General features: G+C 53.7%; 10 protein-coding genes. 8 read left to right on the top strand and 2 right to left on the bottom strand.

Features of this window, described 5'->3' with window-relative positions; genetic code table 11:
• Window positions 1-4: 4 nt before the first annotated feature.
• Both N7268_RS17935 and rutR read left to right on the top strand, forming a co-directional pair.
• Window positions 5-919, top strand: coding sequence for a DMT family transporter (locus N7268_RS17935; protein WP_260863930.1), 915 nt, complete (start codon window positions 5-7; stop codon window positions 917-919).
• 58 nt (window positions 920-977) lie between these two features.
• A complete protein-coding gene (rutR, locus tag N7268_RS17940; RefSeq protein WP_260863931.1) occupies window positions 978-1,616 on the top strand; it encodes an HTH-type transcriptional regulator RutR in 639 nt (212 codons plus the stop codon).
• On the opposite strand, the gene N7268_RS17945 is transcribed toward rutR, so the two are convergent.
• Window positions 1,613-2,008 (bottom strand): lysozyme inhibitor LprI family protein, encoded by a 396-nt coding sequence (locus tag N7268_RS17945; protein WP_260863932.1) that lies wholly within the window; start codon window positions 2,006-2,008, stop codon window positions 1,613-1,615. The genes rutR and N7268_RS17945 overlap by 4 nt on opposite strands.
• A 59-nt stretch (window positions 2,009-2,067) precedes the next feature.
• Entirely contained in the window at window positions 2,068-6,030 is a 3,963-nt protein-coding gene (putA, locus tag N7268_RS17950; RefSeq protein WP_260863933.1) for a trifunctional transcriptional regulator/proline dehydrogenase/L-glutamate gamma-semialdehyde dehydrogenase, read from the bottom strand.
• 421 nt (window positions 6,031-6,451) lie between these two features.
• On the opposite strand from putA, the gene putP reads away from it, so the two are divergent.
• The 6 genes from putP (at window position 6,452) to phoH (ending at window position 12,793) form a co-directional block, all read left to right on the top strand.
• Window positions 6,452-7,960, top strand: a complete 1,509-nt coding sequence (gene putP, locus N7268_RS17955; RefSeq protein WP_260863934.1) for a sodium/proline symporter PutP — start codon at window positions 6,452-6,454, stop codon at window positions 7,958-7,960.
• Window positions 7,961-8,175: 215 nt separating this feature from the next.
• Window positions 8,176-9,009 (top strand): iron uptake transporter permease EfeU, encoded by an 834-nt coding sequence (gene efeU / locus N7268_RS17960; RefSeq protein ID WP_260863935.1) that lies wholly within the window; start codon window positions 8,176-8,178, stop codon window positions 9,007-9,009.
• A gap of 57 nt (window positions 9,010-9,066) precedes the next feature.
• Window positions 9,067-10,194, top strand: coding sequence for an iron uptake system protein EfeO (gene efeO, locus N7268_RS17965; protein WP_260863936.1), 1,128 nt, complete (start codon window positions 9,067-9,069; stop codon window positions 10,192-10,194).
• Between the two features lie 5 nt (window positions 10,195-10,199).
• Window positions 10,200-11,483, top strand: coding sequence for an iron uptake transporter deferrochelatase/peroxidase subunit (efeB, locus tag N7268_RS17970; RefSeq protein ID WP_260863937.1), 1,284 nt, complete (start codon window positions 10,200-10,202; stop codon window positions 11,481-11,483).
• Between the two features lie 246 nt (window positions 11,484-11,729).
• Window positions 11,730-12,026: a hypothetical protein gene (locus N7268_RS17975; RefSeq protein WP_198903666.1), complete on the top strand. Its 297-nt coding sequence runs from the start codon at window positions 11,730-11,732 to the stop codon at window positions 12,024-12,026.
• Window positions 12,005-12,793, top strand: a complete 789-nt coding sequence (phoH, locus tag N7268_RS17980) for a phosphate starvation-inducible protein PhoH (RefSeq protein ID WP_198903667.1) — start codon at window positions 12,005-12,007, stop codon at window positions 12,791-12,793. Before N7268_RS17975 ends, phoH begins: the two co-directional genes overlap by 22 nt.

Below are 12,793 nucleotides of genomic sequence, written 5' to 3' on the forward strand. Positions count from 1 at the left end.
TCGCATGTCATTACTTTCTCGTTATTCCTTCTCTGTTAAACCCCAGGAGGCGATCCTTATTGTGATCACCATGTTCTGGGGTGGAACCTTTCTGGCGGTACAATATGCGGTAACGCTGAGTGGCCCTTTTTTCTTTGTCGGTGTGCGCTTTGCGACAGCGGCGCTTGCCGTGGCGGTACTGTCGTTACATACGCTATGCGGCCTAACATGGTTGGAAGTGAAAGCCGGCGTGGCGATCGGGATCTCCATTGCGCTGGGTTATAGTCTGCAAACCTGGGGGCTACAGTTTATTCCCAGCAGTAAGTCTGCATTTATTACTGCCATGTATGTGCCGCTGGTCCCCCTTTTGCAGTGGCTGTGTCTGGGACGTATGCCTGGGCTAATGCCGTGCGTGGGTATTGTGCTGGCCTTTATCGGGCTGGTTTTTCTTGCCGGGCCCGGTGGCAATTTACTTGCGCTCGGCACCGGCGAATGGATCACGCTCGCCAGCGCAGTCGCTATTGCGGCAGAAATTATTCTGATTAGCGCGTGGGCAGGAAAAGTCGATGTCCGTCGGGTCACGGTAGTGCAACTGGCGACGGCATCCGTGGTGGCATTTATTGCCATGGCCCCGGCAGGAGAGTCTGTACCGCCCATGTCGACAGGGTTGCTGGTCGTGGCGTTAGGACTGGGTATTTTCAGCGCCATTATTCAGGTTACGATGAACTGGGCTCAGCGCAGCGTTTCTCCAACGCGCGCGACGGTCATTTATACCGGCGAGCCGGTGTGGGCAGGGATCTTTGGTCGGCTTGCCGGCGAGCGTTTACCGTTGCTTGCTCTGCTGGGGGCCGCGTTCATTATCGTGGGCGTCCTGGTCAGCGAACTGAAGTTCAAAAAGAAAAAGCCGGTACCGCAAGACGCGCCACCGGAGTCGCTTTAATTTAACCATTCACCGTGTGATTTGTTATGCTGACGCCCTCAAAACAAGGAGAGGGCGCATGGCTCAACGCGCAGAGAAAAAAACCGGTAAACGTTCGCAGGCTGTCAGTGCGAAACGCCAGGCCATTTTAACCGCGGCATTAAACATCTTTTCCCAATATGGGATCCACGGAACTCGCCTGGAGCAGGTTGCGGAGATGGCGGGGGTGTCTAAAACCAATCTACTCTATTACTACCCGTCAAAAGAGGTGCTTTACATTGCCGTTCTGCGCCAGATCCTCGATATCTGGCTGGCGCCGCTCAAAGCATTTCGTGAAGATTTTGCACCGCTGGTGGCAATCAAAGAGTATATCCGCCTCAAACTGGAGGTTTCCCGCGATTACCCTCAGGCCTCCCGGCTGTTTTGTATGGAGATGCTGGCGGGCGCGCCGCTGCTGATGGCAGAGTTAACGGGCGATCTTAAGACGCTGATTGATGAGAAATCTGCGCTGATTGCGGGATGGATAAAGAGTGGGAAACTGGCGCCGGTTGATCCGCATCATCTGATTTTCATGATATGGGCTTCAACGCAGCATTACGCGGATTTTGCCCCGCAGGTCGAGGCGGTAACGGGCGCAACGCTGCGAGATGAAGCCTTTTTTAACCAAACGGTTGAGAGCGTCCAGCGGATGATTATTGAAGGGATCCGCGTACGTTAATTCGCCGGAGGTAGTGGGCAACTGACATCGCCCTCTTCACACTGGAGAAGCGAGGCGAGAAACGCTTCACGCTCGTGGGTTTTATCCATCAGGCACTGGCTGGAAATCATCGACTGCATGCTGCCGCCTTCGGTACCCGAACTGATTAACGCGCAGTCAGCATCGCGCAGGGTGATCCACGCGACTTGTGCCTGTTTCAGGAGATCTCGTTGGGCGGGCGCCGCGCGTTGCAGCGCATTCTGATACGTCTCATTCAGTTTCGCGTCAGCCACTTTGTACTGCCCGGCAGCACAGGTGTTCATTTCGATTTGGGTGTTGGCATTGGCGCAATCTTCCGCCAGCGCCTGGCTGCTGAGCAGCAGTGCTGCACATGTCAGTATTATTCGTTTCATGTTTCCCTCTGGCTCCATAAAAAAAGGCCCCGTAACCGGAGCCTTAATTAACCACAGCCTTAGCCGATTGTCATCAGGCTGGCGTTGCCTCCGGCAGCGGCGGTGTTAACGCTCAGGGAGCGTTCAATGTACAACCTCTCCAAGAGAATGTTGCTCTCGCCGCGGGCAAATCCTTGTACCGAGACAATCGCGCCATCCCGTGCGGCAACGGCTTCACATAATGCGCGCAGCTGGTCGGAATCGCCGTGGAAAATAACAGCATCGAACGGCTGAGCGGTGATGTTTTCCGCTTTGGCAAACTGAATGCGTCCGGTGAGCGCCGTAGGCAGGCGTTTTGCCAGTTCACTGTGGAATGCATCATCCGGCCACAGGATTAAACTGCCAACGGACGCTACAGCGGCAACCTGCACCAGCGCATCCTGCTCGTCATCGGCAATACACAGTACGCGTTCGCGCGGCAGGAGCGTCCAGGTATTACGCTCCCCGGTAGGGCCTGGCAGCAGACGCTGGGTTCCGGCCTGCGCCAGTTCAGCAAATTGCAGACAAAGCGCGTGCAGTGACGGGCGATCGACGGCCCATTCAGTGAGCGCCTCGAGGGGCTGAATCAGCGCCGACTTGAGCTGTGCATCGACAGGATAGTCTGCATCCTGGCGGGCAAGCGTTACGCCCAGCGCATTTTCCGGGCGGTTGGCCAGCAGACGATACAGGTAGAGAGGACCGCCTGCTTTTGGACCGGTTCCGGATAAGCCTTCGCCACCGAAAGGCTGTACGCCTACCACGGCGCCGACCATATTACGGTTGACGTACAGGTTGCCGACATGTGCCGTACCCGTGACCTGGGCGATGGTTTCATCAATGCGGGTGTGCACACCCAGCGTCAGGCCGTAGCCAGAAGCATTGATTTGTTCAATCAGATTACCCAGGTTATTGCGGGTGTAGCGCACCACGTGCAGTACCGGACCGAACACCTCTTTTTGCAATTCATCGAAGCTCTCAAGCTCGATAAGCGTTGGGGGAACAAAGGTTCCGGTTTGCCATTCACGGGCATCGTCACTGTTTTCACGCACCGCCTGGAATACCGGACGGCCTTTAGCACGCATGGTCTGGATATGACGCTCAATATTGGTTTTGGCTTCTTCATCAATCACCGGTCCAATATCGGTGGTCAGGCGACCCGGGTTGCCCATGCGGCATTCCGCCATCGCGCCACGCAGCATTTTCAGCGTGTGATCGGCGATGTCATCCTGCAGGCACAGAACGCGCAGAGCCGAGCAACGCTGTCCGGCGCTATCAAAGGCAGAGGCCAGAACATCCACCACAACCTGTTCCGTCAGCGCAGAGGAGTCCACGATCATCGCATTCATCCCGCCCGTTTCTGCCACGAGTGGGATCGGGCGACCCTGGGCATCAAGACGCGTGGCAATATTGCGTTGTAACAGCGTGGCGACTTCCGTTGAACCGGTGAACATCACACCGCGAACGCGTTCGTCGGAGGTGAGTTGTGCGCCGACGGTTTCACCCTGACCGGGTAACAGTTGCACCACGCCCGGGGGTACCCCGGCTTCCAGCAAAATCGCGATGCCCTGAGCGGCAATCAGCGGGGTCTGTTCTGCCGGTTTCGCCAGTACGCTGTTGCCCGCAGCCAGCGCGGCGGCAATCTGTCCGGTGAAAATCGCCAGCGGGAAGTTCCACGGGCTGATACAGACGACCGGGCCTAACGGACGATGGGTCTCGTTATCGAAATCATCGCGTACTTGTCCGGCGTAATAGTGCAGGAAGTCTACCGCTTCGCGCACTTCGGCAATGGCGTTGCTAAAGGTTTTCCCGGCTTCACGTACCAGAATACCAATCAACTGCTGCATCTGACCTTCCATCAGGATGGCGGCGCGATGCAGAATGGCAGCACGTTCCTGCGGCGGCGTGGCGAACCAGATCGGGGCATTATTTACCGCATTCTGTAATGCCTGTTCCACTTCAACAGAAGAGGCTTCGCGCACATAGCCAACAATATCTTTAGGTTCGGCAGGGTTGATGACGGGCGTCATTTCGCCGTCAGCGACCGGATGCTCCAGTATCGGTTTGGCCTGCCATTTTTGCAGGGCGCTATTGAGCAGGGCAGAGGAGAGTGAGGCCAGACGGTGTTCGTTAGCCAGATCCAGCCCGCCGGAGTTATCGCGTCCTTTACCATACAGGTCGCGCGGTAGCGCAATCTTCGGATGCGGCAGACCTGCCTGGCCTTCCTGCTGCGCCATTTTTTCAACGGCTTCAACCGGGTCGGCAACCAGTTCATCCAACGGCAGTGTGGTATCTGCAATACGGTTAACGAACGACGTGTTCGCCCCGTTTTCCAGCAAACGGCGCACCAGGTACGCCAGCAGGGTTTCATGTGTGCCTACGGGGGCATAAATACGGCAGGGACGATTCAGTTTACCGTCTGCTACTTTGCCGGTGACCTGCTCGTACAGTGGCTCACCCATACCATGCAGGCACTGGAATTCGTACTGCCCTGGGTAGTAGTTTTGACCCGCCAGCTGATAAATCGCCGCCAGCGTATGGGCATTGTGCGTGGCGAATTGCGGATAGATCAGGTTTGGTACGGCGAGCAGTTTTTTGGCGCAAGCCAGATAAGAAACGTCGGTGTAAACCTTGCGGGTGTAGACCGGATAACCTTCCAGCCCGTCCATCTGGGCACGTTTGATCTCGCTGTCCCAGTATGCGCCTTTAACCAGACGGATCATCAGGCGACGGCGGCTGCGTGTTGCCAGATCAACCAGATAATCGATCACATACGGGCAGCGCTTCTGATAGGCCTGGATAACAAATCCAATACCATTCCAGCCTGCCAGTTCAGGTTCAAAGCAAAGTTTTTCCAGCAGATCGAGGGAGATTTCCAGACGATCGGCTTCTTCGGCGTCAATATTGATACCGATATCGTACTGACGCGCCAGTAGGGTGAGCGACTTCAGGCGCGGATACAGCTCATCCATCACACGGTCATACTGTGCGCGGCTATAGCGTGGGTGTAGCGCCGAGAGTTTGATGGAGATCCCCGGCCCTTCATAAATGCCGCGTCCGTTAGACGCTTTACCAATAGCGTGGATCGCCTGCTGGTAAGAGACCATATAGGCCTGTGCATCGGCGGCAGTCAGCGCCGCTTCGCCCAGCATGTCGTAGGAGTAGCGGAACCCTTTCTCTTCCAGTTTACGCGCGTTAGCCAGCGCCTCGGCGATGGTTTCGCCGGTGACAAACTGCTCGCCCATCAGGCGCATTGCCATATCCACGCCTTTACGGATCAGCGGTTCTCCGCTCTTGCCGATAATGCGGTTCAGCGAGCGCGAGAGGCTGGCTTCGTTATGTGTGGAGACCAGACGACCGGTGAACAACAGCCCCCAGGTGGCCGCATTAACGAACAGAGATGGGCTGCGTCCGATGTGCGACTGCCAGTTACCGTTGCTGATTTTGTCGCGGATGAGCGCATCACGTGTGGCTTTGTCGGGAATACGCAGCAGGGCTTCCGCCAGACACATCAGCGCGACACCTTCCTGGGAGGAAAGAGAAAACTCCTGCAATAAACTCTGTACCATTCCGGCACGACCGCTGGCCGTTTTCTGGTTACGCAGTTTTTCGGCGAGTTGGTACGCCAGCTTATGCGCTTGTTCAGCGATCGGCTGAGGCAGGCGAGCCTGCTCCATCAGCATAGGAACTGCGTCGGTTTCAGCGCGGCGATACGCGGCGGTGATTGCCGCACGAGAAACAGACTGAGGCAGGATCTGCTCGGCAAACTCGAGGAAAGGCTGATGCGTTTCATTCTGATGCGCGACGGATTCTTCGCTCTCATTCGCTGCGCCCGCCAGCAGGGCGGGTAGCTCAGGAAGCGCATCGTCGTTTTCCAGTCTTTCGAGATAATTAAAGATAGCCTGTTTGATTAGCCAGTGCGGGGTGCGATCGATTCGTGATGCTGCTGTTTTAATACGTTCGCGTGTGGCGTCGTCAAGCTTAACCCCCATCGTGGTGGTTCCCATGCCGTTTACTCCTGTTGTACTGAAATACGGGTCTGATAGTTACCGAGAAATATCCACTATGTTGCAACTTTGTGCAACCGTGTTAAATGTGACTTGGTTTGCAAGCTTGAAAATGAATGAAATGTTAATAAAGGTGATGCGAATGAGATGAGTGGTAAAAATAGCGAAAACTTTTTCTCTGCGGTAGTTAACAGTTTTTAAAGGTGCAACCAGAAAAAATGTGAGGGAGTGCAACCTACAGAAAAATGCTATCTACTCTGGATCAAAATTGATGTAAATGGTGTGTTAAATCGATTGTGAATGACCATCGCTTCCGGCAGGATACGGTCGCCTGGTAAACATAGATAGCTTTGCCACGTTCCGGCAGGGTAATAAAACGGCAGGTTACGACATTGCCGATACATAATTTTGGAGAGTTTTGATGGCTATTAGCACACCGATGTTAGTGACATTCTGTGTCTATATTTTCGGCATGATATTGATAGGGTTTATTGCATGGCGTTCGACCAAAAACTTTGATGACTACATTCTCGGTGGACGTAGTCTGGGGCCATTTGTGACGGCGTTGTCTGCCGGGGCATCGGATATGAGCGGCTGGCTGCTGATGGGGTTACCGGGCGCCATCTTCCTGTCGGGTATTTCAGAAAGCTGGATCGCTATCGGCCTGACATTAGGCGCGTGGATCAACTGGAAACTGGTGGCGGGTCGCTTACGTGTCCACACGGAATACAATAATAATGCCCTGACACTGCCGGATTACTTTACCGGTCGTTTTGAAGACAAGAGCCGTATTCTGCGTATTATCTCTGCGCTGGTTATTCTGCTGTTTTTCACCATCTATTGTGCTTCAGGGATTGTGGCAGGGGCGCGCTTGTTTGAAAGCACCTTTGGTATGAGCTATGAAACCGCACTGTGGGCGGGAGCGGCAGCCACGATTATTTACACCTTTATCGGTGGTTTCCTGGCAGTCAGTTGGACCGATACCGTCCAGGCCAGTCTGATGATTTTTGCGCTGATCCTGACGCCGGTGATGGTCATTATTGGTGTGGGTGGATTCGAAGACTCATTGGAAGTCATCAAACAAAAGAGCATTGAGAACGTGGATATGCTCAAGGGTCTGAACTTCGTCGCCATCATTTCTCTGATGGGCTGGGGCTTGGGTTACTTTGGTCAACCGCACATCCTGGCACGCTTTATGGCGGCCGATTCTCACCACAGTATTGTTCATGCACGTCGCATCAGTATGACCTGGATGATCCTGTGTCTGGCGGGCGCGGTTGCCGTTGGCTTCTTTGGTATCGCATATTTTAATAACAACCCGGCGCTGGCGGGCGCAGTCAACCAAAACGCCGAGCGTGTATTTATTGAACTGGCGCAAATCCTGTTCAACCCGTGGATTGCCGGTATTCTGCTGTCTGCAATCCTCGCCGCCGTGATGTCAACCTTGAGCTGCCAATTGCTGGTGTGCTCCAGTGCGATTACAGAAGATTTGTATAAAGCGTTCCTGCGCAAAAATGCCAGCCAGAAAGAACTGGTGTGGATAGGGCGCATCATGGTGCTGGTTGTTGCGCTGGTGTCTATTGCGTTGGCGGCGAACCCTGAGAACCGCGTTCTCGGTCTGGTGAGCTATGCCTGGGCAGGCTTTGGCGCGGCATTCGGTCCGGTAGTACTGTTCTCCGTAATGTGGTCGCGTATGACCCGTAACGGCGCACTGGCGGGCATGATCATCGGTGCGGTGACCGTTATCGTCTGGAAACAGTTTGCCTGGCTGGGGCTGTATGAAATCATCCCGGGCTTTGTTTTCGGCAGCATTGGGATCGTTGTCTTCAGCCTGTTGGGCAAAGCGCCATCAGCCACCATGCAGAAACGTTTTGCTGAGGCGGATGCACACTATCACTCTGCGCCACCGTCACGTTTACAAGTCGAATAAACGACGCACTTCCTCTCTGGCCCGCTCTGTGCGGGCCTTTTTATGACTTTCTTCGCCCACTAATACGACCCGTTACCAGACTAACTATTTACATTTAATCATCATTCTCAAAACATTCTGCTTGAGTTTTTCTTTTCTGTAATGATAATCACTATCACTGTAATTTACTTTTCTTTGCATCAATTGACTGAGAATAACGTTTAAGGGTGCTTCGCATGTTTGTTCCATTTCTGATTATGTTACGCGAAGGGTTAGAGGCCGCGCTGATTGTCAGCCTGATCGCCAGTTACCTGAAACGGACTCAGCGCGGTCGTTGGATCAGCGTGATGTGGATTGGTGTTCTGCTGGCGGCGGCGCTCTGCCTGGCGTTGGGGATTTTCATCAATGAAACCACGGGAGAATTTCCGCAAAAAGAGCAGGAGCTTTTTGAGGGCATCGTGGCGGTCATTGCCGTTGTGATCCTCACCTGGATGGTGTTCTGGATGCGTAAAGTCTCGCGCAACGTCAAAGTTCAGCTGGAGCAGGCGGTCGATAACGCGTTACAGCGCGGCAACCATCACGGTTGGGCGCTGGTGATGATGGTCTTTTTTGCCGTGGCCCGCGAAGGGCTGGAGTCTGTCTTTTTCCTGCTGGCCGCTTTTCAACAGGATGTCGGTATCTGGCCGCCACTAGGCGCAATGCTGGGACTGGCAACGGCCGTCGTGCTGGGTTACTTAATCTACCTTGGCGGGATTCGACTGAATCTTGGCGCGTTCTTCAAATGGACCAGCCTGTTTATTCTGCTGGTGGCTGCAGGTCTTGCTGCCGGGGCTATCCGTGCGTTCCACGAGGCCGGGCTTTGGAATCATTTTCAGGATGTGGCGTTTGATATCAGCGGTGTTCTTTCTACGCACTCGCTGTTTGGCACGCTGATGGAAGGGATATTTGGTTATCAGGAAGCGCCAAGCGTCAGTGAGGTCGCGGTCTGGTTTATCTACCTGATTCCGGCACTGATTATATTTGCATTACCGCCTCGTTCAGGCTCTACGGCCTCTCGTACAGCACCCTGATAAAGCGCGACGTAAAACATTACTTAGTTACAACATACTTATTTATAGGGATAGGTCATGACGATTAACTTTCGCCGTAGTGCGCTGCAGCTGGGTATTGCTGCGCTGTTTGCTTCCGCTTTTGCTACTCATGCTGCAGAGATTCCGCAGGTCAAAGTCACCGTAAACGACAAACAGTGTGAACCGATGACGCTCACGGTGAATGCCGGGAAAACGCAGTTCATCATCCAGAACCACAGCCAGAAAGCGCTGGAGTGGGAAATCCTCAAAGGCGTCATGGTTGTGGAAGAGCGTGAAAATATTGCGCCAGGTTTCAGCCAGAAGATGACGGCCAACCTGCAACCCGGCGAATACGATATGACCTGTGGTTTGCTGACCAACCCTAAAGGGAAGCTGATCGTGAAGGGAAGCGCCACGGCCGATGCGGCACAGGGTGATGCCTTGTTGAGCCTGAGCGGAGCGATTACCGAATATAAAACCTATGTAACGGCAGAAACGGCACAGCTGGTCGCGGGTACGCAAGCGTTCACGGATGCCATCAAAGCGGGCAATCTGGAGAAAGCCAAATCCCTGTATGCGCCAACGCGTCAGCATTATGAGCGGATTGAACCTATCGCTGAATTGTTCTCCGATCTCGATGGCAGCATTGATGCGCGTGAAGATGATTACGAGCAAAAAGCCGCCGATCCGAAGTTCACTGGCTTCCACCGCCTGGAAAAAGCATTGTTTGGCGACAATACCACGAAGGGCATGGAGAAATATGCAGACCAATTGAATAGCGATGTTATCGATCTGCAAACGCGTATTAGCGAACTGGCATTCCCGCCGTCAAAAGTGGTGGGTGGCGCGGCTGGCCTGATTGAAGAAGTTGCCGCCAGTAAAATTAGCGGTGAAGAGGATCGTTACAGCCATACCGACCTGTGGGACTTCCAGGCTAACGTCGATGGCGCACAGAAAATTGTCGATCTTCTGCGTCCCCAGTTGCAAAAGTCCAATGCTGAGCTGCTGGCAAAAGTGGATGCGAACTTCAAAAAAGTCGATGCTATCCTGACGAAATACCGTACCAAAGACGGTTTTGAAACCTACGACAAACTGACTGATGCTGACCGCAATGCGCTGAAAGGACCGATCACAACGCTGGCAGAAGATTTGTCTCAATTACGCGGCGTACTGGGCCTGGATTAAGCATTATGCAGCAAGATAATGAAAACGGTGTGAGTGAACCGTCACGCCGACGTTTACTGAAAGGGATGGGCGCACTGGGTGGCGCACTGGCGCTGGCGGGTGGCTGCCCGGTAGCCCACGCGCAGAAACCGCAGAGCGCGCCGGGGACGTTATCACCCGATGCGCGCAGCGAAGCGCAGCCATTTTACGGCCAGCATCAGGCCGGGATCCTGACGCCGCAGCAGGCATCGATGATGCTGGTGGCGTTTGATGTTCTCGCCAGCGATAAGGCTGACCTTGAACGTCTGTTCCGCCTGCTGACCAGCCGTTTTGCGTTTTTGACGACGGGCGGGCCTGCACCAGAAACGCCGAATCCACGTTTACCGCCAATGGATTCTGGCATCCTGGGGGCTTACATTGCACCGGATAATCTGACGATGACGCTGTCGGTGGGGCATTCGTTGTTCGATGAGCGTTATGGTTTGAGCGCCCGGATGCCGAAGAAGCTGCAAAAAATGACACGCTTTCCGAATGACTCGCTGGATGCGACGCTGTGTCACGGTGATTTGCTGCTACAGATTTGCGCTAACACGCAGGACACGGTCATACATGCGTTGCGCGATATCATAAAACATACCCCGGATCTCCTCAGTGTCCGTTGGAAGCGCGAAGGGTTTATCTCCGATCATGCCGCGCGCAGTAAAGGAAAGGAAACCCCGGTTAATCTGCTCGGCTTTAAAGATGGGACGGCGAACCCGGACGCCACCAATGCAAAACTGATGCAGAACGTCGTGTGGGTCACGGCCGACCAGGGCGAACCCAAATGGGCGGAAGGCGGAAGTTACCAGGCGGTGAGGCTGATTCAGTTTCGCGTTGAGTTTTGGGATCGTACGCCGCTTAAAGAACAACAAACTATTTTCGGGCGCGACAAACACACGGGTGCACCGCTGGGTATGCAGCACGAACATGATGTACCGGATTACGCCAGCGATCCTGAAGGCGAGGTGATAGCACTCGACAGCCATATCCGTCTGGCGAATCCGCGCACTCAGGAAACGGAGTCCAGCCTGATGATGCGTCGTGGTTACAGCTATTCGCTTGGTGTGACAAACTCGGGTCAACTCGATATGGGGCTGCTGTTCGTTTGCTATCAGCACGATCTGGAGAAAGGTTTTTTGGCCGTGCAGAAGCGCCTGAACGGTGAAGCGCTGGAAGAGTATGTTAAACCGATTGGGGGGGGATATTTCTTTGCTTTACCCGGGGTTAAAACGGCTGACCGGTATCTGGGGCAATCACTTCTCGAAGCATAATCCTGGTGCCCCGCATGGCTGTGGGGCACTTCCTGACGCATTGATGAATGAAATAATTATTTTTTATGATCGTTGTTGCGCTGAAATAATTCTGTCATCTCCACGTAAGAAACTGTGCTCACTGGTAAGATGTAATTTAGTTAACAATAAGTAAAAATATTGTTGCACTGACAATAAATTCTGTTGTAATTATAGGTAATAGCGGTAGTTCCCGGCAGTGATGGTCATTCACTATGGAGATCGCGAATGGTAATGTCCTGTAATGGACGTGTTTTTTACAGTCGCAACACCCCTTTACGCGGACGTTTCTCTTCCGGTAGCCATCTCGTCACCGCAAAATTCCTCTCACTTCCTGACGTTAACCTCGTTACCGACACCCTGTACGGTGCGCGTAGCCGTGTGTGGTGTCTTATTCGAAAGCAAGCAATGGCTTACAAGGAAGCCAACCCTCTGATGTTCGTGCGCATAATCGTGCCGCTCGCGGCGCGTGTGATGTATACCTACAACTCAAGGTGCTATCCATGGGAAGACAAAAAGCAGTGATCAAAGCTCGTCGTGAAGCAAAACGTGTGCTGAGGCGGGATTCGCGTAGTCATAAACAACGTGAAGATGAATCGGTCACCTCGCTTGTGCAGATGGGCGGCGTAGAGGCGATTGGAATGGCGCGCGACAGTCGCGATACCACACCAATCATGGCGCGTAATGAAGCTCAGGCGCACTACCTGAATGCTATCGAGAGTAAACAGCTGATCTTCGCCACGGGTGAAGCCGGGTGTGGTAAAACCTGGATCAGCGCGGCAAAAGCAGCAGAGGCCCTGATTCACAAAGATGTGGACAGGATCATTGTCACTCGTCCAGTTCTGCAAGCTGATGAAGATCTCGGCTTCTTACCTGGAGATGTATCCGAAAAGTTTGCTCCCTATTTTCGACCAGTATATGACGTGCTGGTAAAACGCCTGGGCGCTTCCTTTATGCAATATTGCCTGCGACCTGAGATTGGTAAGGTGGAAATCGCGCCGTTCGCTTATATGCGTGGACGTACATTTGAAAATGCAGTTGTGATTCTCGACGAGGCTCAGAATGTGACTGCTGCGCAAATGAAGATGTTTTTGACTCGCCTCGGGGAGAATGTGACGGTTATCGTCAATGGGGATGTGACCCAGTGTGATTTACCGGCACATGTGCGATCCGGGCTTAGCGACGCGCTGGCTCGTTTCGAAGAAGATGAGATGATTGGGATCGTTCGTTTCAATAAAGATGATTGCGTTCGCTCGGCGCTCTGTCAGCGGACGCTTAACGCTTACAACTGA

Source organism: Citrobacter sp. Marseille-Q6884, assembly GCF_945906775.1.
Lineage (GTDB): Bacteria > Pseudomonadota > Gammaproteobacteria > Enterobacterales > Enterobacteriaceae > Citrobacter.